Annotated in this window: 18 protein-coding genes; 1 reads left to right on the top strand and 17 read right to left on the bottom strand. The window is 61.0% G+C overall.

The features are described 5' to 3' along the window. Positions 1-69: 69 nt before the first annotated feature. Genes rfaD through IGB42_RS06320 form a run of 5 tightly spaced genes read right to left on the bottom strand, consistent with a single transcriptional unit; the run spans position 70 to position 4,938 of the window. Complete coding sequence (gene rfaD / locus IGB42_RS06300) at positions 70-1,071, bottom strand: ADP-glyceromanno-heptose 6-epimerase (protein ID WP_159668599.1); 1,002 nt, start codon at positions 1,069-1,071, stop codon at positions 70-72. After that, a complete protein-coding gene (locus IGB42_RS06305; protein ID WP_159668602.1) occupies positions 1,068-2,867 on the bottom strand; it encodes a glycoside hydrolase family 9 protein in 1,800 nt (599 codons plus the stop codon). Before IGB42_RS06305 ends, rfaD begins: the two co-directional genes overlap by 4 nt. Before the next feature lie 23 nt (positions 2,868-2,890). Further along, the gene (locus tag IGB42_RS06310; RefSeq protein ID WP_159668605.1) at positions 2,891-3,772 is read right to left on the bottom strand and encodes an ROK family protein; all 882 of its coding nucleotides are present in this window, start codon (positions 3,770-3,772) and stop codon (positions 2,891-2,893) included. Between the two features lie 3 nt (positions 3,773-3,775). Then, a complete protein-coding gene (ung, locus tag IGB42_RS06315) occupies positions 3,776-4,456 on the bottom strand; it encodes a uracil-DNA glycosylase (RefSeq protein WP_159668608.1) in 681 nt (226 codons plus the stop codon). Beyond that, entirely contained in the window at positions 4,456-4,938 is a 483-nt protein-coding gene (locus IGB42_RS06320; RefSeq protein ID WP_159668610.1) for a PilZ domain-containing protein, read from the bottom strand. The genes ung and IGB42_RS06320 overlap by 1 nt, the downstream gene beginning before the upstream one ends. Positions 4,939-5,043: 105 nt before the next feature. Between IGB42_RS06320 and IGB42_RS06325 the strand changes: the two genes are divergently transcribed. After that, on the top strand, positions 5,044-5,826 hold the full coding sequence (locus tag IGB42_RS06325) for a carbonic anhydrase (protein WP_159668613.1): 783 nt from the start codon (positions 5,044-5,046) through the stop codon (positions 5,824-5,826). A 21-nt stretch (positions 5,827-5,847) separates the two neighbouring features. Here the strand turns inward: IGB42_RS06325 and IGB42_RS06330 are convergent, their stop codons facing one another. The 12 genes from IGB42_RS06330 to bamA form a co-directional block, all read right to left on the bottom strand. After that, complete coding sequence (locus tag IGB42_RS06330) at positions 5,848-6,618, bottom strand: RNA methyltransferase (protein ID WP_159668616.1); 771 nt, start codon at positions 6,616-6,618, stop codon at positions 5,848-5,850. A 97-nt stretch (positions 6,619-6,715) separates the two neighbouring features. Further along, a complete protein-coding gene (locus tag IGB42_RS06335) occupies positions 6,716-8,197 on the bottom strand; it encodes an HDOD domain-containing protein (RefSeq protein ID WP_159668619.1) in 1,482 nt (493 codons plus the stop codon). Then, entirely contained in the window at positions 8,185-8,898 is a 714-nt protein-coding gene (locus tag IGB42_RS06340; RefSeq protein WP_159668622.1) for a bifunctional 2-polyprenyl-6-hydroxyphenol methylase/3-demethylubiquinol 3-O-methyltransferase UbiG, read from the bottom strand. The genes IGB42_RS06335 and IGB42_RS06340 overlap by 13 nt, the downstream gene beginning before the upstream one ends. Continuing rightward, complete coding sequence (motB, locus tag IGB42_RS06345) at positions 8,898-9,782, bottom strand: flagellar motor protein MotB (protein WP_159668625.1); 885 nt, start codon at positions 9,780-9,782, stop codon at positions 8,898-8,900. The genes IGB42_RS06340 and motB overlap by 1 nt, the downstream gene beginning before the upstream one ends. Positions 9,783-9,852: 70 nt before the next feature. Beyond that, positions 9,853-10,713 carry a flagellar motor stator protein MotA gene (gene motA, locus IGB42_RS06350; protein ID WP_159668628.1) on the bottom strand — a complete coding sequence of 287 codons (861 nt, stop codon included), beginning with the start codon at positions 10,711-10,713 and terminating at the stop codon, positions 9,853-9,855. Positions 10,714-10,865: 152 nt separating this feature from the next. After that, positions 10,866-11,444 (bottom strand): ribonuclease HII, encoded by a 579-nt coding sequence (rnhB, locus tag IGB42_RS06355; RefSeq protein WP_159668631.1) that lies wholly within the window; start codon positions 11,442-11,444, stop codon positions 10,866-10,868. After that, positions 11,435-12,616 carry a lipid-A-disaccharide synthase gene (gene lpxB, locus IGB42_RS06360; protein WP_159668634.1) on the bottom strand — a complete coding sequence of 394 codons (1,182 nt, stop codon included), beginning with the start codon at positions 12,614-12,616 and terminating at the stop codon, positions 11,435-11,437. The genes rnhB and lpxB overlap by 10 nt, the downstream gene beginning before the upstream one ends. Positions 12,617-12,783: 167 nt before the next feature. Next, positions 12,784-13,560 (bottom strand): acyl-ACP--UDP-N-acetylglucosamine O-acyltransferase, encoded by a 777-nt coding sequence (gene lpxA, locus IGB42_RS06365; RefSeq protein ID WP_159668637.1) that lies wholly within the window; start codon positions 13,558-13,560, stop codon positions 12,784-12,786. Between the two features lie 33 nt (positions 13,561-13,593). Beyond that, the gene (gene fabZ, locus IGB42_RS06370; protein WP_201799843.1) at positions 13,594-14,046 is read right to left on the bottom strand and encodes a 3-hydroxyacyl-ACP dehydratase FabZ; all 453 of its coding nucleotides are present in this window, start codon (positions 14,044-14,046) and stop codon (positions 13,594-13,596) included. Continuing rightward, a complete protein-coding gene (lpxD, locus tag IGB42_RS06375; RefSeq protein WP_159668640.1) occupies positions 14,043-15,089 on the bottom strand; it encodes a UDP-3-O-(3-hydroxymyristoyl)glucosamine N-acyltransferase in 1,047 nt (348 codons plus the stop codon). Before lpxD ends, fabZ begins: the two co-directional genes overlap by 4 nt. Next, a complete protein-coding gene (locus IGB42_RS06380; protein ID WP_159668643.1) occupies positions 15,086-15,571 on the bottom strand; it encodes an OmpH family outer membrane protein in 486 nt (161 codons plus the stop codon). Before IGB42_RS06380 ends, lpxD begins: the two co-directional genes overlap by 4 nt. Before the next feature lie 25 nt (positions 15,572-15,596). Continuing rightward, positions 15,597-17,882: an outer membrane protein assembly factor BamA gene (gene bamA, locus IGB42_RS06385; protein WP_159668646.1), complete on the bottom strand. Its 2,286-nt coding sequence runs from the start codon at positions 17,880-17,882 to the stop codon at positions 15,597-15,599. Positions 17,883-17,903: the final 21 nt, after the last annotated feature.

Genomic DNA, 17,903 nt, shown 5'->3' on the forward strand with positions numbered 1-17,903 from the left:
AAAAGCCGGCACAAGCCGGCTTTTTCATGGATCGCGTTCAGCCTGACACTGACCGCGATGGTGCGGCGCTTACTTTCGCAACAGCGCCTGCACGTAGCGCTGCACGCCCTGCTCCACGGTGAGGAATGCGTCTTCGTAGCCGGCCTCGCGCAGCAAGGTCAGGTCGGCCTCGGTAAAGCACTGGTACTTGCCCTTGAGCGCATCGGGGAAGTCGGTGTACTCCAGCAGGCCTTGCGCCAGCAGTTCTTCGCGGCTGAGCGCCGGTTTGCCTTCTGCTGCGCGGCAGGTGTTCACCACGGTGACGGCAATGTCGTTGAATGGCTGCGCGCGGCCGGTGCCCACGTTGTAGATGCCGCACACTTCCGGATTATCCAGGAACCACAGGTTGACCTTGACGATGTCCTCGACCGAGACAAAATCACGGGTATGACCACCGGCTTCGTAGCCACCGTATTCACCGAACAGCTTCACCTTGCCGGTTTCGCGGTACTGGTTGAAGTTGTGGAATGCCACCGAAGCCATGCGGCCCTTGTGCTGCTCACGCGGGCCATACACGTTGAAGTAACGGAAACCGGCCACCTGCGCGGTGATGCGCTCATCTTCCATGCGGCGACGCAGGATCTGGTCGAACAGCAGCTTGGAATAGCCGTAAACGTTCAGCGGTTTTTCGCAATCGGGCGTTTCGACAAAACCGTTGCTGCCGTTGCCGTAAGTGGCGGCGGACGATGCATAGATGAACTGCACCTGCTGTTCCTGTGCCCATTCGAACAGCGCCAGCGTGTACTGGTAGTTGTTGTCCATCATGTAGCGGCCATCATGCTCCATGGTGTCCGAACATGCGCCCTGATGCAGGATGGCGGTGATCTGGCCGTCGTAGGTGCCGGCCGCCAGCTCCTCGATGAAATCCTGCTTGTCGATGTAATGCGTGATCGCCAGATCGACCAGGTTATGGAACTTGTCGCCCTTGGAGAGGTTGTCCACCGCGATGATGTCGGTTTCGCCGCGCTCGTTCAGCGCCTTGACGAGGTTGGAACCGATAAAGCCGGCAGCGCCGGTAACCACGATCGTCATGCTGCAAGCTCCTGTTGGTTCAAGCGGGTGCACAGCGCCAGCAGTAGCCAGGCGCCGTGCGGCATCCATTGTTCGGTAAAGCGCCAGCTGTTGGCCATGGTGGCCACCTTTGTGAGCGGGAAGGCGATGTCTTCATCATCGTCGAAGCCACCGGTAATGCCATTGCATACGCCACCCGGCGCGTTGAAGAAACCGGCTTCGTAACGCGGGTTGTTGCGGCCCCAGCCTTGCAGCATGCAGGCATCGAACGGATTGGCACCCAGTATCCAGTGCAATGCGTTGTCGCCGTATTGTGCGATGGCCGCTGCAAACGTTGCCTCTTCGTCGGCAAAGAATGCGGCAGCGCGTGTAGCTGCGGCAGCAATCGAGCCCAGGCGGGCATTTTCGCCCTGCCACCAGTACCGGGTTTCGTTGTCATGCGGGATGAAGAACTGCGTCTTGCCCGGCTTGCCGGCATGCTTCACGTACTGGCGCGGGTAGCCGAACGGGTTGCTGACTTCGTTGGTCGCAGCCAGCTCGAATGCATAACCACGGCGCAATGCATCGCGGATACGCCCAGCCAGCGGCGATGCTGGCACCACTTCCAGGTAGCGCAGCAGCGCAAGGTAGACAAGGCCGGCCTCGGCAGCGTGGAAATAGCTGCGCTCGCCACTGGAATCCGCATTGAACCAGCCTTGTTCGGTCTGGCGCTCCAGCAGGTTCAGCACGCGGCGCGTGGCGGCATCGGCATGATCGCCATCGCCGCTAATGGCCAGCAGCTCGGTTGCGGCCAGCAACGCGCAATAGTCATCGATGATGTTCTCGACGCCGTTTTCCAGGTATTCGACGTTGTGCGCTTCGAGGTGCGCGAAGCCTTTCGTGGCTGCAGCAAGGTATTCGGCGCGGGTGAAGGTTTCACCATCACGGCCCAGTTGCGATGCACGCGCCAGCGCGGCGATGGTGATGCCGCCGCCCTGCCGGTACGCAGCCTGGTAGCTGGCGAATTTTTCGCCGCCCTGCTTGTATTCGCAGATGTCGCGGGCGTTTTCGTCCTTGCTCCATTTATCGAACACGGTCATGTAGAAGAAGCCGGCCGGGTCTTGCAGGCGCATGAGGAAATCCGCGCCATGCAGGGCTTCGTCGGTAAAGCGCTCGTTGAACCATTTGCAGAAGAAGGCGATGTGTTTCTCGGCCTCTTCGCCTTCGGTTTCGGCCATCACTTCCGTCACCCAGCTCGGGCGCGATGGCAGTTGCTGCAGGCTTTCCAGCAGATTCCACACCACCATGGGCGTTTGCTGCGGGTTCATGAACTGCGAATACGACAGGTGTGACAGGTATTTGGAAACATCGCCGGAGGCGTCGTACCAGCCACCGCGTACATCGCGGCGGATTTCCTGGCCGGCTTCCTTGCTGCCCCACAGCGGGCGCGAGCGATCGGCAATGTCGAAAATGCCGGTGCAACGCTGGCCCTTGATGTAATGCACGATATCCGAAATCAGCAATTCACCCAGGATGCGCGGGCGGATGCCGAAGGTATGCGAAACCAGCGGCGGGCTGACGCCGTCGATGGCGATGAAATAGTCACCCTCGCTATCGAGCCGGGAAAAATCCGCGCTGCGGTAGTGCTTGCGTGCCCCGTCGGCCACGCCCCAGTTGGCGACTGTTTTTGCATCGCCCAGTTCGCCCTTGTAAACCGTTTCACGCGTGGCGGCGTTGTACACGGTGAAGCCTGCGGCGGTAAAACCGGCCGGCGCTTCGACGATGGCCTGTTTGCGGGTACCGGGTTCAAAGCCGACGTGATTCAGCAATATTTTCAATTCGGGGCTCCTGGCCGGATATATCAGAAGAAACGTTTGGTCAAAAACCAGTTGCGCGCAGCGCCGATCATACCGGCATGGTTGCCGGCACTGGCGAGCACAATCTGGCTCATATCGCGGAAATCGGCTTGCAGCTCGTTGCGTACTGCGGCGTCCAGCGCACTGCGGAACGCTTCGCCGCGCCCGGCAATGCCGCCGCCGATCACCACGCGCTCCGGGTTGAATGCGTAGATGAGGTTGGCGATGCCGGTGGCCAGCAGTGCCATCCACTCATCCACCAGTGCGCGGATCTGCGCATCGCCCTGATCGTACGCGGCAAAAATCTTGCGGCCATCCCAGCCGCTCGTGGCCGTGGCGGCGGCGACACTGTGTACCAGCCCGCGCATCGATGCATGGTCTTCCCACACCTTGCCGGCGATGCGCATATAGCCCCATTCGCCTGCCGCAGACTTGTGGCCGCGGTACAAGCGGCCATCGGTAACGATACCGCCACCGATGCCCGTGCCGACAGCGACCGCCAGATAGTGTGCCACGCCTTGCGCAGCGCCCACCCAGCCTTCCGCCAGTGCCACGCAATTGACGTCGTTCTCCACGGTGACGGGCACACCGAACGCCGCCTCGAACGCCGCCTGTACCGACAGGCCCGTGTAGCCGGGCACAGCCTCCGCAGCGCCCAGCACGCTACCGGTATGCGGCTCGATCAAACCCAGCGAGCTGACGGCAATGCCGGCCGGCTGGTGGGCGGCCACCAGCGGGCGCGCCAGCGCCACCAGTTTCTCCAGCAGCGACTTGCCGCCCAGCGCGCCTTCGGTATCGCACAGCGTGGTATCGAGCACTGCGCCGGTATCGGCCACCAGGCCGTACTTGATGTGGGTACCGCCAATATCGAATGCGAGCAGGTTCATGGATCAGGCATCCGCCCAGTTGATGGGCGCTTTATGTTCGGATTGCAGATAGGCATTGGCAGCAGAAAAGTGCCCGTTGCCGATGAAGCCACGGTGCGCGGACAGCGGCGACGGGTGCGGTGAAGCCAGCACGCAATGCCTTGCAGTATCGATCAGTGCTGTTTTCTTTTGTGCATGCGCACCCCACAGCAGGAAGACGATGCCCGCGTAACGGGATGACAACGCATGGATCACCGCATCGGTAAATTGTTCCCAGCCACGCTTGGCATGACTGCCGGCGCAGTCGGCCTCGACCGTCAGCGAGGTGTTGAGCAACAACACACCCTGCCGGACCCAACCTGCCAGGTTGCCGTGCTGCGGCGGCGTGATGCCCAGGTCACGGGCGATTTCCTGCCAGATGTTGCGTAGCGAGGGCGGCGTTTTCACGCCAAGCGGTACTGAAAAAGCCAGACCGTGTGCTTCGCCGGCCCCGTGATACGGATCCTGCCCGAGGATCACCACCTTGACGTCCTGCGGTGCAACCGCAGCCAGCGCGGCAAAGCGCTGTTCTCGCGGCGGGTAGATCACCTTGCCGGCAGCGGTTTCGGCCGCGATGAATTGCTGGAGGCCGGCAAAACGCGGGCTGGCTGTCTCTTCAGCCAGCAGCGCGCGCCAAGCTGGCGGGATTTCTTCAAAAACAGGCATCAATGTTCCTGGGTGTGCTGGCGGCGTATCTGTTCACGATGGCGGCGGAAAACCGTGCGCTCGAAGGCGGTGCGCAGCGCATCGTCCTCGATGCGCCACCTGGCGGTACACCGCCAGCCATCAGCCACGGCCAGCGTCGATTCGATTTGCGCCTGCAGGCTGACGAGGTAGGGAAAGGTGCTGCTGAAGCACAGCGCCAGCCAGCCCGCCTGCATGGCTGGCTGCGTTGTCGCCAGCCATTCCACGTGCTCCAGGCCCACGGTAAGCGTGCAGGGTGCCGGCAGCGCCGGTGTCAGCACCCGCGCCAGCCACAGCAGCTGCAGGTCGAGCTTGGCATCGTCCACGCTGCGCTCTTCGGTTTGCTCGAACGCGTTCAGCACCTCGAAGTAACGGCTGGCCTCGAATGCAGACTGCAACGGGGCATCCTGCCAGCACAGTGGCAGGCTGGCAGAAAAATGGACACCGTCGAGAAACTCGGCCATACGGCACACGCGCTGAGGGAAAACCCGGATTATACCGTGTCGGATTGGTGTTTTCGCGCCGTACGGCTAAGCTCGGAAGGTCTGCCTCTTTTTGATACACATTCCATGCGCCTTCTTGCCTGCCTGGTCCTTTCCATCCTGGCTGCTTCCGGCAGCGCAGCAACACCGCATGCGGCAAAAGAAGCGCATGCATCGGCCGATCCCAAGCACTGGACCTACGAGGGTGGCACCGGGCCGGGCTACTGGGCCGATATGGATCCGGCCAATGCGCTCTGCCGCAGCGGCCAGCAGCAATCCCCCATCGATATCAGCGTGACCTATGGGCAAAAACTGGAGCCGCTGAGCCTGCGCTATCTGCCGGGGCTGATCAGCACGGTGAACAACGGGCATACCATCCAGCACAATATCGAGCCGGGCAGCTTCCTGGAAATCGGCGGCGATCGCTACCAATTGCTGCAATTCCATTTCCACTCGCCCAGCGAGGAAGCCGTCGCCGGGCGGCGCTACCCGATGGTGGCGCACTTCGTGCACAAGAACGATGCCGGCCAGTTGGCGGTGATCGCGGTCTTCCTGAAGGAAGGCAAGGAAGACCAGCGGCTGATCCGCTCATTGTGGAAAAAGCTGCCGGCCGCCAACGAAACCACGCGGGACGAACACCTGATGCTCAATCCGCAAGCACTGATGCCAGGCAACCTGGCGTACTGGACGTTGATGGGCTCGCTGACCACGCCGCCCTGCAGCGAAGGCGTGCGCTGGCTGATCCTGAAGACCCCGATCACGCTGTCCGCACGGCAACTGGCGCAGTTCAGGAAAATCTACCCGATGAATGCACGGCCGATACAGCCACTGCACCAGCGTGCCATTCTGGATGCGCAAGGTAGCTGGTAACTGCAACGCTGACTGACGGTGCTATCTGAGCTGCCGCACTCGCTCGTAAAGGCAGATGGCTGCTGCAGCACCGACATTGAGCGATTCGATAGCCGGTGCCATGGGGATTTTCAATCTCAGCGTAGCCAGCCCGGCGACCTCGACGCTGACGCCCTGTCCCTCGGCCCCCAGCACCAGCGCCAGGTCACCGCGCAAATCTGCCGCATACAGATCGACGGCGCCATCCAGCAACGTTGCCGCCACCGTCCCGGCAAATGGCGCCAGCAGCTCGGGCAGGTCGGCACGTTCAATCACGCTCAGCGCAAAATGCGCACCCATGCCTGCACGCAACACCTTGGGAGACCACACATCTGCACAGCCGGCAGACAACCACACCTGATCAATGCCCGCTGCCAGCGCCGTGCGCAAGATTGACCCCACGTTGCCCGGGTCCTGCACGCCATCAAGCGCCAATACCGCGCCATTGCGCAACGGTATAGCCCCTTCCGGGAAGGGCGCAATGGCCAGGATGCCGGTCGGGCTGGGCAGCTCGCTCAACTCTGCAAACAGGTTGTCGGCGACCACGTGCACGCTGGCCCCGGTACGCCCGAGCAGCGCCGCACATTCGCCATCATTGATGGCCGCGGGTGTCAGCAGGATGTGCTGCAATGCATGCCCGGCATCGAGTGCGGCGGCAATCAGGTGCGGACCATCAAGCAGCATCAACCCTTGCTTGAGGCGTTCACGCCGCTGGCTGGCCAGCTTGTGCGCAAGCTTGTAATACGGGTTCTGCAATGACTGGATCTGATCCATGACCGGTGTTCCGAAGCAAAGACGGGGCGCGACATGGTGCATGAGCCGGCAACAAGCTGCAATGCGCGCAGCGCGTGCTGGCGGGCACGCATGTGCTTTAGTGCGCGCGTTCCGCCAGCGCCTTGCTCACCAGCACGCAAATCTGCTTGAAGTGCTGGTAGGCGTGATCGTCCAGCGGATGGTCCGCACTGCGGTCCGCGTAGATCAGCCCCACCGCACGCGGGCCAACGAACAGCGACATCGCACAGAAGTCGCCATCCCCTGCCTGGCGCAGGAACAGCGGTGGCAAGCGCCCGGCCAGCTCGGCGCGGGTTTGCGCATTCAGCCAGATGCTTTGCTGCTTGCTCATCAGCTTGGTGATCAGGTGCGGCGGATCGAGCGCCAGCGAGAATGTCCGCAGCGGATCATCACTGGCAGCGCTGTGCGTGAAGCGGGCCTTGAGCGTGATCTTGTCGCTGTCGAGCAGGCTGAGCATCACCCGGCGCATGCCCAGGCCATTGATCAGCGCCTTGAATGCCAGTTGCATCACCTGATTGGTCTGCGCGCCCTGCTGTCCGGCAAGCTGCAGTGCCTGCATCGCTTGCTGGAAGGCATCAGCCGGCTTGGCAAGCAGCGGGGCGGCCGCTGGTCTGGCAGCGACGGGGGCAGGCGCCGGGGTGACTGGCGGTGCGGACACCGCGGCCGGTGCCGGAAGCGGGACGGTCTTGGGCGCCGGTACGCTGACCGGTTTCGCCACCGGCGGTGGCGGCCAATCCCCCGGCAGCATCGGCAGCCAGCGGGCAGCGGGCCACGGCGGTATTGCCGTAGCGGAACGCGCGGCATTGAGCAGGCGATCACGCACCGGCGCCCAAATTTCCTCCGCCGGCACATTCAGTACTTCGGCGATCTTGGCAATGGCGTGCTGCGGTTGTGGCTGCCACCAGCCATCGGCAAATGCGGGCAAACCTTGCACGATCGCTGCCTGCATGGCCACGCGTGCCGGCATGTCGCCACTGAAATCGTTCAGCTTGCGCAATGCATCCGGCAGCTTCCAGCCATCAATCAGCGCAAGGCTGCCGCCTTGCGCGGCCGGCGCGGCCGGGTCTGCACTGGCCAGCAGCGCCAGTATCTGCGGCACGCGCGCCAGGCAGGCAGCCAGATAGATTTCTTCCAGCCGGGAATCGATACGCTGGTTGGCAAAATCGCGCGCCAGCCGCGCCATCACCACGGTCTGGGTCATTTCCGCGTGGAGTAAAGCCAGCGTAGCCGGGTGCGACTGCAGCACATCTTCCACCGTTACACCGCGCCCGAAGCGCTCAAGGAATGCGCTCAGCCCATACAGCATGATGGCGCTTTCCATCGTCACCACATCAGCGGCAAGGCTGCTCTTTTCACGCTGGTTGACGAGCTTGAGCACCTGCGCGCACAGCAACGGGTCTGCCAGCACCACCTCGGCCACTTCGTCGGCCTTGATACGCTCGGCACGGCGCAGCATCGGCAGCAGCCGTTCGCGGGTTTCCCGCAGTACGGGCCAGGGCCGGGCATTCCAGTAACCGAGCCAGGCATTGCCGGCAGTGGACGGGGCGCTCACAGTCGCCATAACAACAGCTCACTTTCTTTCCAGTCCTGCACCGGCCCGATCCAGTCGGGCGACAGGCCGGGGATGCCAAAACTGTTGCTGATCAGGATTGCGCCCGGTTTCATTTCCGCGCGCGCTTTTTCCCATAACTGCGCCATGGGTTCCGGCGACAGGTATGCATACACCACATCGTAGTCGGCCAGTGAAACGGCGAACAGGTCGCCGCGCTGCAAATGTGCTGCCGTGCGCCAAAGGCGCAGCCGTCCGATCAGGCAAGGCAACCACGCAAACTCCACGCCATGCGCGATCACGTCGGGCCGGTACCGCGCCAGCCACGCCAGCACGGTACCGGTACCGGCACCCAGGTCGACAAAGCGTGCCTGCGGGGGAATCTGTGCGGACAGCAAACGCAGCGCATGTGCATTACTCAAGTAGAGCGGTACCCGGTTGCGGATGGCGCCCGCGTAAACCAGCCAGCACGATACGAATGCCAGCAGCCAGATCCAGCCGGGCAACTGCAATTGCATGCCGGCCAGCAGCGCCAGCGGAAACAGCGCATGCAACACCCGTTGCCACCAGTCGCGCTGGCGCAGGCAGTGCGCAAACCCCACCGCCATCGGCGCTGCCAGCAGCGCCCCGGCCAGCGCCGGCCAGCCCAGCAGGAAAGCCAGTGCACAAGCCAAGCCAAATGCCAGCACTTGGATCAGCAGGAAACGCAGCATCAGTGTGCGGCGGCGGTTGCCGAAGCAGCCTCGGCCGCGCCTACCTGATCACGGATATCCTGTTCGGCTTCCTTGTTGAGCACCACGATGCTGATGCGGCGGTTCACCGGGTTGTAGATATTGTCCTTGTCGATCGGCACCTCATCAGAGAAGCCGTTCACACGCAGCACCTTCTTCGCATCCATGCCGCCACCACCGATCATCTGGCGCCGCGCGGCATTGGCGCGGTCGCTGGATAACTCCCAGTTGCTGTAGCCGTTCTGCCCGCCGGCAAACGGCGCGGCATCGGTATGGCCGGATACGGAAAGATCGTTGGGTACATCGTTGAGCAGCTTGCCGATCTCGGCCAGGATGTCACGCGCGTACACTTCCAGCTCGCTGCTGCCGGATTTGAACATCGGGCGGTTCTGCTCGTCGACGATCTGGATGCGCAGCCCTTCGGCCACCATGTCGAGCTTGAGCTGGCTCTTGTATTGCGCGAGCTTGCTGTTCTGCTGCGCCTTGTCATCCATCAGCGCTTCGAACTTCTTCTTCAGGTCGGACAGGCGGCGTTTGTCGCGCGCGGCTTCCTGCGCTGCCGGGCTGCCCTTGTTCACCTGGCCGGCCTGCTTGGTGATGTCGTTGCCGCCACCCTTGATTAGCGAAGTGGCATCGCCGGCGCCTTCGCCACCGCTGGCTGCCACCTTGAGCGGGTTCGAGAAGTAATCCGAAATGCCCTTGAGGTTACCCTTGGAAACAGAACCCAGCAGCCACATCAGCAGGAAGAACGCCATCATCGCGGTCACGAAGTCGGCATAGGCAATTTTCCAAGCGCCACCGTGGTGGCCATGGCCACCTTTCTTGATCTTCTTGACGACTATGGGGCGCTGCGAATCATCGCTCATGTTCTGGGGCCTGCCGGATACAGATGGTGGTTATGCGTTGCTCTAACGTGCCGCCGATGCATCGGCACGCTTACTTGCCCTTGGCGTTCTTGACGTGCTCTTCCAGTTCCTTGAACGACGGGCGCTCGGTGGAATTGAGCGCCTTGCGGCCGAACTCGACCGCTACTTGTGGCGCATAGCCATTCAGGCTGGCAAGCAAGGTCACCTTGATGGTCTGGAACACTTGCGTGCCTTCGGCCGCCTTGGTTTCCAGCGAACTGGCCAGCGGGCCGACAAAACCGTACGCCAGCCAGATACCCATGAAGGTACCCACCAGCGCCGCCCCGATCAGCTCGCCCAGTTGTGCTGGCGGCAGATGCAGCGAGCCCATGGTGTGCACCACGCCCATCACCGCGGCCACGATACCGAACGCCGGCAGGCCGTCAGCCAGCTTGGCGATCACCGTGGCGGGCACTTCGGATTCGTGGTGATGGGTATCGATTTCGACATCCATCAGGTTTTCGATTTCGAATGCATTGAGATTGCCCCCCACCATCAGGCGCAGGTAATCGCAAATGAACTCGACCACATGGTGATCGTGGGAAATCTTTTCGTATTTGGAGAATACAGCGCTGGAATGGGGGTCTTCCACGTCGGCTTCGATGGACATCAGACCTTCCTTGCGCACCTTGGAAAGCATCTCGAACATCAGCGCAAACAGGTCCATGTAAAAGGCCTTGCTGTATTTCGAGCCCTTGAAGATGGTGGGAAAGGCCTTCAATGTCGCTTTCAGCGGTTTGCCGCCGTAGCCGGCAATCATGCCGCCCAGCGCGCCGCCAAAAATGATCACCACTTCCGAGGGCTGCCACAGCACGCCAAGGTGGCCGCCGTGGAAAGCGTATGCGCCCAGGATGCACGCACACATGAATACATAACCGATGATGACGAACATGCGCCGGAATTCCTGTTGGCCGGTGGCTGAACCCCGCGCGGGGCTGCGCACACGTGAATTGTTCTAATACGCCCTAGTATCTTAGTGGCTGGTCATGACAGCGACAACCCGGCGGCGCCTTATTGCGCCTTTGGTTGCAAGCACGCCACCAATTACCAAAGCGTAGCCTGTGCGTGCGCTGCGCGCACGGGCGCAAAACTCATGCGGTGCTGCGGACACGGCCCCAGCTTCGCCAAAGCCGCCAGGTGCTCTGCAGTACCATAGCCCTTGTGCTTGGCAAACGCGTAACCGGGGTAACGGATATCCAGTTCGCCCGCTTCGGCATCGCGCGCCACCTTGGCCAGGATGGATGCGGCGGAGATTGCCTGCACCTTGGCATCGCCCTTGACGATGGTTTCCACCGCCATGGGCAAGCTGGGAGCCCGGTTGCCGTCCACCTGCGCAAGCTCCGGCTGCACGGCCAGCGCGGCCACTGCGCGTTGCATGGCCAGCATGGTGGCCTGCAGGATATTGATGCTGTCTATTTCGCTGGCACTGGCGCTGGCCACTGCCCAGGCGATAGCGTGCTGGCGGATTTCCACCGCCAGCAGTTCGCGCTTCTGTGCACTGAGTTTCTTCGAATCCGCCAGGCCGATGATGCCGTGCCCATCCGGCAGGATGACCGCAGCCGCAAACACCGAGCCCACCAGCGGGCCACGCCCGGCCTCGTCCACCCCGCAGATCAGCGCCATTTTTGCCCCAGTATGCCGGCGACAGCCTCTGCCGCACGTGCCGCTGCACCACAACGCAACGCATCGTGGTGCGTGCTGAAGCGGGCGACGAGTTCAGCCACAAAGCCCTTGTCACCGATGAAGTTGCTCAATGCCTGCACCAGGTTATCCACCGTCGCATCATGCTGCAGCAATTCGGGCACCAGGAATTGCCCATCCAGCACATTGGGCAAGCTCACATACGGCAGGCGGATTTTCTTCTTCACCATGCGGTAGGTGGTATTCGACAAGCGATAGGTCACCACCGTGGGACGCTTGGCCAGCATCGCTTCTAGCGCCGCAGTGCCTGATGCAACCAGGATGGCATCCGCCGCCTGCATCGCCTCATGCGCATGGCCGAACAGCAGCCGGAATGGCAGCTCCTGCGCGCCCTGCTTCCACATTTCGGTTTCGAACTGCAGGCGCGTTTCACGCGTGATCAGCGGCACCAGGAAAACCGCGTTCGGATACTGCGCGTACAACTTCTGCGCGGTCTGCACGAACAGCGTGGCATGCATGTCCAACTCGCTCTGGCGGCTGCCCGGCAGCATGGCGAATACCGTCTTGCCATCGGGTACGCCCAGCACCTCGCGCACTTCGGCCTGGTTGGGCACCCGCGGCATCATGTCGGCCAACGGGTGACCTACATAGGTGGCGGGAATGCCGGCCTCGCGGTAAATGGCCTCTTCGAACGGGAACAGCAACAGCACGTGCGAAACCGCCTGGCCGATTTTCTTCAGCCGCTCCGGCCGCCACGCCCATACCGACGGGCCGACGTAATGGACGGCGGGAATGCCCGCGGCTTTCGCAGCGGCTTCCAGATTGAGGTTGAAATCGGGCGCATCGATGCCGATCACCATGTCCGGTTTTTCGGCCAGGATGGCGGCTTTCAGCTTGCTGCGCAGCTTCAGCAGCCGCGGCAGGTGGCGGATCACTTCAGCGTAGCCGCGCACCGCCAGCGTATCCATGTCGACCACGGTGGATGCACCGGCGGACAACATCCTGGGGCCGGCAATGCCGGCAAAACGGGCGTTCGGATAGCGCAGCTTCAGCGCGTCGATCAGTTGCGCGCCAAGGAGGTCACCGGAGGATTCACCGGCCACGATCACAATGCGTGGGCCGCTGCCACCGGGCTCGAAGAGTCGATACGTCATCGGCTCGATCATTCTTTTGAAGAGGGTTTTGGGGAAACTTGCTTGCGGTGTGCTGCCAGCGCCGGTTACCCGGCGCCATCGCGGCAGGCCGCATCAGCGCTGAATGATACTTGAGTATGCCGGATGCGCGCTGAAAAGCTGCTGTGCCGGCAGCGCGTATGCTGCAATCAGCGTATCAGCCCGCGTGTGCTGGTGGCGAAGAAGTCGACGAAAGCCTGCAGTTCCGGCGCATCCTGCGCTGCAGCTTCGATTTGTGCACGTGCATCATCGAATGGCAGGTTCTGCCGGTACAGCGTCTTGTAGGCACGCTTGATCACGGTGATCTGCTCGCCACTGAAGCCGCGACGGCGCAGCCCTTCGCTATTGATACCGGCCGGCACCGCACGATTGCCAGCCGCTGTCACATACGGCGGCACATCCTGCGAAATGGCGGCAGTAAATGCACTCATCGCATGCGAGCCCACCTTGCAGAATTGGTGGATGGTGGTGAAACCGCCCAGAAAAACCCAGTCGCCGATGTGCACATGCCCGGCCAGCGTGGCATTGTTGGCAAAAATGCAATGGCTGCCGATCTGGCAATCATGCGCGATGTGCACATAGGCCATCACCCAGTTATCGTTGCCGACGCGGGTGATGCCTTCGTCCTGTGCGGTGCCGGTCGACAGCGTCACCGACTGGAAGAAGGTATTGCCATCGCCAATGACGAGGCCGGTAGGCTCGCCAGCATATTTCTTGTCCTGCGGCTGGCAACCGATATGTGCAAACGGGTGGAAGCGGTTGTTGGTGCCGATGGTGGTTTCACCATCGATCACCACGTGTGGACCGACAACAGTGCCTGCACCGATACGTACACCCGGGCCGATCACCGAAAACGGCCCGACCTGCACGTCAGGCGCGAGTTCGGCTCTGGAATCAACGATGGCGGATGGGTGTATCAGTGTCATGGCGGCCCGGAATCATTCATGCAAAAACGTGGATCAGCGCTTCACTTCGCGTTGAGCGCACATCAGGTCTGCCTCGGCAGCCAGTTCGTCACCAACAAAGGCCTGCGCCTTGTATTTCCAGATACCGCGTTTGTGCGCGACGATTTCAACCTGCAAAGTCAGCTGGTCACCCGGCACGACCTGGCGCTTGAAACGCGCATTGTCGATGCCGGCAAAGAAATACAAGGTATCTTCCGATGGTTTTTCAGTCACCGTCTTGAACGACAACACCCCGGCGGCCTGCGCCAGCGCCTCCAGGATCAGTACGCCTGGCATCACGGGATAGCCGGGGAAATGCCCCTGGAAAAACGGTTCGTTCATCGTTACATTTTTCAGCGCGGTGATGGTCTTGCCCGGTACCAGCGCCAGCACGCGATCCACCAGCAGGAAGGGGTAACGATGCGGGAGATACTTCATGATCTCCATCACGTCCATTTGCTCGCTCATTGCTTTTCCTCTCCGGACGGTGCCTGCAGCGCCGCCACTTGTTTTTCGAGTTGTTTTACCCGTTGCACCAGTTCATTCAAGTGGCGTAACTGGGCGGCATTTTTCAGCCAGTCCCCATGTTCCTGCATCGGATACGAGCCGGAATAGACGCCCGGCTGATGGATGGTCTTCGCAACCAGCGTGCCACCCAGCACCACCACGCTATCGCAGATTTCCAGATGTCCGCTGATCATGGCCGCGCCACCGATCTGGCAACGGGCACCAATGCGGGTCGAACCGGCAATACCCACGCAAGCAGCCATGGCGGTGTGTTCGCCGACACTGACGTTGTGGGCCACCTGGATCAGGTTATCCAGCCTTGCGCCCCGCCCGATCACGGTATTTTCCAGCGCGCCGCGGTCTATGGTCGTGCAGGAACCGATCTCGACATCATCCCCGATGATGACCTTGCCGAGTTGCGGAATTTTTTCCCAATGGTCGCTTGCCCAAGCGTTACCGAAGCCATCTGCACCGATCACCGCGCCCGGATGCAGGATCACCCGCGCGCCGATCAGGCAATCATCCATCACGCAGACATTCGGATAAAGCAGCGCATCGTCGCCGATCTGCGTATTGCGGCCAACGTACACATTGGCCAGCAAGACGGCATTGCGCCCCACGCTGGCGCCTGCCTCAACCACCACACCGGGGCCGATCTGGGCGCTGGCATCAACATGGGCGGCCGGGCTGATCGTGGCAGCAGCATCGATACCCGGCTGCGCGGCACGCCCGGGATGCAACAACCGCGCAGCACGGGCAAAAAACAGATGGGGATCTTTGGCAATCACATGCGGGCGGGCAAGCGCTTCGGCATCCGCAGCCTTGAGCACCACCGCTTCGGCAGCGCTGGCGGCCAGTTGCGCCTTGAATCGTGGATTACCCAGAAAGGCCAACGCGCCCTGCCCCGCCGATTCCAGCGAGGCCACGTGACTGATGCTCACATCGGCGCCACGCAGCTCCCCGCCCAAGCGCTCAGCCAGGGCCGAGAGCAGGTAGGTGGTCATTGCTTGTCCGACAGGAGTTTCAGCACCTTGTCGGTAATGTCGATCTTGGGATTGCGATAGGCCGCTTCCTGCAAAATCAGATCGTATTTTTCGCTGGTGGCGATCAGCTGGATCGCGTTGTCGACACGTTCCCGCAATCCGGCCAACTCTTCGTTGCGCCGCGCGTTCAGGTCTTCGTTCAGCTCGCGCTGCATGCGCTGGAAATCCTGGTTCAGGCGGATCAGCTCGCGTTCCTTGGATTTACGGTCTTCCTCGCCCAGCCCGCCCCGGTCCAGTTGCTGCTGCAGCGATTTGCCCTGCTGCGACATCTTCTGCACTTCGACACGCCGCACATCGAATTCGCGCTCGAGCTTTTTCGCCGCCTTCTGTGCCGGCGTGGATTCACGCAGGATGCGCTCGGTATCGACAAACCCGATCCTGGTTTCGGCAAACGACAGCGATGCCGCTGCGCTCAACAACAGTACAAGCAGAATTTTTTTCATCACACCCTCTTCCGATCAGACCGGATCAGAATACCCGTCCCATCTGGAACTGGAATTTCTCGATCTTGTCGCCCGTCTGTTCCTTGAACGGCCGGGCATAGCTGAGCTTGATCGGGCCGACCGGGGACGTCCAGGTAAATGCTGCACCCGCTGAATAGCGCATATCGGCAAAATCGGCCGGATCGCCATCGGCCCAGGCGGCACCGCTGTCAACGAACATGCTCAGGCGGATGGATTTGTCATCCTTCATGCCCGGCATGGGGAAGAACAGCTCCACGCTGCTGGTCAGGTATTTGCTGCCACCGGAACCATCGCCATTTTCATCTTTCGGGCCAACCGTGCCGTACTTGAAACCACGCAGGCTGTTCACACCGCCGACATAGAAATTCTTGTAAAACGGAAAGCTGGAATCCCCATAGCCAGCACCATAGCCACCCTCAAGGTCCCACATCAGCGTGAAGGGCTTGATCGGTGACCAGAACAGCTGGTTCTGTGCGGTTACCTTGTAAAAATCGACCGTCGAATTGGGGAGCGCAAATTCAATCGCCGCATGGCTGTACATGCCATCGGTGGGGTAAGTGGCGCTATTGCGGGAATCACGCGCGAATGCACTGCCCAGCGAATAGGTCTGTACGTTGTCACCGTATTGCTTCACGAAATCAAGCACCCGCAATGGCGATTGCTTGTTGGCCTTGATCGTCATGTTTTCGTAGTTGGCGCCAAAGTTGATCCGGTTCGTTTCCGAGATCGGCAGTCCGGTCAGCAGGCCAAGGCCCCATGATGAGGTCGAGTAGTCGCCGGTATCCAGTTCGGACGCATCGCTGTCACGCAGATAGGCGTTATAGCCCATCGAAATACCGTCCGGCGTGAAGTAAGGGTTCACCAGCGAGAACGACAACGCCTTGCTGGCCTGGCTGGTATTGAGCTCGGCAGTGAATTGCTTGCCGCTACCGAGGAAGTTGTTTTGCGACAACGACATCACGAACACGATGCCATCGGTCTGGCCGTAACCGATACCGACATTGAACGAACCGGTTTTCTTCTCCGCCACATTGACATTGAGATCTACCTGATCGGTCGCTTCCGGCACGATGGGGGTATCGATGCTGACTTCGGTGAAGAAATCGAGCTGATCCAGGCGCTGTTTGGAGCGCTTGATCTTGGCGCCATCGTACTGGGCCGATTCAACCTGACGCAGTTCACGACGGATGACCTCATCACGGGTGCGGTTGTTGCCGGAAATATTGATGCGGCGCACGTAGATCTTGCGGCCCGGATCAACATAGAACGTGAAACTGGCAACCTGGGTGTCCTTGTCGAGCTCGGGCACCGCGTTCACGTTGGAAAACGCATAGCCTTCCTGGGCAAGGCGCTCGGAAATCGCTGCGGTGGACTTGTTGAGTTTTTCACGGGAGAAAATGTCGCCCTGTGCCATCTCGACAAATGCGGCCAGTTCGTCGTGCGGCAAAATGGTATCGCCCACAACCTTGACTTCGCCCACCTTGTATTGCGGCCCTTCGGTCACGTTGATCGTGAGGAACATGTCTTCACGATTTTCCGATACGGCAACCTGGGTGGAATCGATATTGAATTCCAGATAGCCGCGGTCGAGATAATACGAGCGCAGCTTTTCCAGGTCAGCGGCAAACTTGGTCTTGGAATACTGGTCCGAGCGGGTGTACCACGTCATCCAGCCGCCAGTAGTCAGGCTGAGTTCACCAATCAGATCGCTATCCGAGAACACCTTGTTGCCGACGATATTGATCTGCTGGATGCGCGCCACTTCACCTTCGGAAATTTCCAGTTCGACACCGACGCGGTTGCGTTCGAGCTTGGTGACCGTGGGCTTGATGATGACCGAGTAACGGCCACGCGCGTAATACTGTTGCTTGAGTTCCTGTACCGCCTGATCCAGCTGTGCCTGATCGAAAATGCGCCCTTCGCTGAAGTTCTGCATCTTCAGCGCTTTCTTGATCTCGTCTTTCTCCATCAGCTTGGAGCCGGAGACGTTGATCTGCGCAATCGTCGGCCGCTCTTCCACGGTCACGATCAGTACGTCGCCTTCCGATTCGACACGGACATCATTGAAGAAGCCGGTGGCAAACAGCGCCTTGATGGCCTCGCTGGCCTTGCTGTCGTCGAACGAATCGCCAACCTTGATGGGCAGATAGTTGAAAACCGCGCCGGCATCGGTGCGCTGAAGACCTTCAACCCGGATATCCCGAACCGTGAACGAATCAACGGCAAAGGCATGCAGACTGACGGAGCCGAGTGCTGCAGCAAGCAGCAAGGAAAGCGGTTTGAGTGTCATTGTCTCGGTTCGGAGGCTGAC

Source organism: Andreprevotia sp. IGB-42, assembly GCF_009848685.1.
Lineage (GTDB): Bacteria > Pseudomonadota > Gammaproteobacteria > Burkholderiales > Chitinibacteraceae > Andreprevotia.

Excerpts from the sequence above, each read along its gene's own strand:
- IGB42_RS06380 (WP_159668643.1), bottom strand. The coding sequence starts at position 15,571 with ATGAAAAAAATTCTGCTTGTACTGTTGTTGAGCGCAGCGGCATCGCTG.
- IGB42_RS06330 (WP_159668616.1), bottom strand. The coding sequence starts at position 6,618 with ATGGATCAGATCCAGTCATTGCAGAACCCGTATTACAAGCTTGCGCAC.
- IGB42_RS06310 (WP_159668605.1), bottom strand. The coding sequence starts at position 3,772 with ATGAACCTGCTCGCATTCGATATTGGCGGTACCCACATCAAGTACGGC.
- fabZ (WP_201799843.1), bottom strand. The coding sequence starts at position 14,046 with ATGAGCGAGCAAATGGACGTGATGGAGATCATGAAGTATCTCCCGCAT.
- motB (WP_159668625.1), bottom strand. The coding sequence starts at position 9,782 with ATGAGCGATGATTCGCAGCGCCCCATAGTCGTCAAGAAGATCAAGAAA.
- bamA (WP_159668646.1), bottom strand. The coding sequence starts at position 17,882 with ATGACACTCAAACCGCTTTCCTTGCTGCTTGCTGCAGCACTCGGCTCC.
- lpxB (WP_159668634.1), bottom strand. The coding sequence starts at position 12,616 with ATGACGTATCGACTCTTCGAGCCCGGTGGCAGCGGCCCACGCATTGTG.
- lpxD (WP_159668640.1), bottom strand. The coding sequence starts at position 15,089 with ATGACCACCTACCTGCTCTCGGCCCTGGCTGAGCGCTTGGGCGGGGAG.
- IGB42_RS06340 (WP_159668622.1), bottom strand. The coding sequence starts at position 8,898 with ATGCTGCGTTTCCTGCTGATCCAAGTGCTGGCATTTGGCTTGGCTTGT.
- rnhB (WP_159668631.1), bottom strand. The coding sequence starts at position 11,444 with ATGGCGCTGATCTGCGGGGTGGACGAGGCCGGGCGTGGCCCGCTGGTG.
- motA (WP_159668628.1), bottom strand. The coding sequence starts at position 10,713 with ATGTTCGTCATCATCGGTTATGTATTCATGTGTGCGTGCATCCTGGGC.
- IGB42_RS06325 (WP_159668613.1), top strand. The coding sequence starts at position 5,044 with ATGCGCCTTCTTGCCTGCCTGGTCCTTTCCATCCTGGCTGCTTCCGGC.
- IGB42_RS06335 (WP_159668619.1), bottom strand. The coding sequence starts at position 8,197 with ATGGCGACTGTGAGCGCCCCGTCCACTGCCGGCAATGCCTGGCTCGGT.
- IGB42_RS06320 (WP_159668610.1), bottom strand. The coding sequence starts at position 4,938 with ATGGCCGAGTTTCTCGACGGTGTCCATTTTTCTGCCAGCCTGCCACTG.
- lpxA (WP_159668637.1), bottom strand. The coding sequence starts at position 13,560 with ATGACACTGATACACCCATCCGCCATCGTTGATTCCAGAGCCGAACTC.
- rfaD (WP_159668599.1), bottom strand. The coding sequence starts at position 1,071 with ATGACGATCGTGGTTACCGGCGCTGCCGGCTTTATCGGTTCCAACCTC.
- ung (WP_159668608.1), bottom strand. The coding sequence starts at position 4,456 with ATGCCTGTTTTTGAAGAAATCCCGCCAGCTTGGCGCGCGCTGCTGGCT.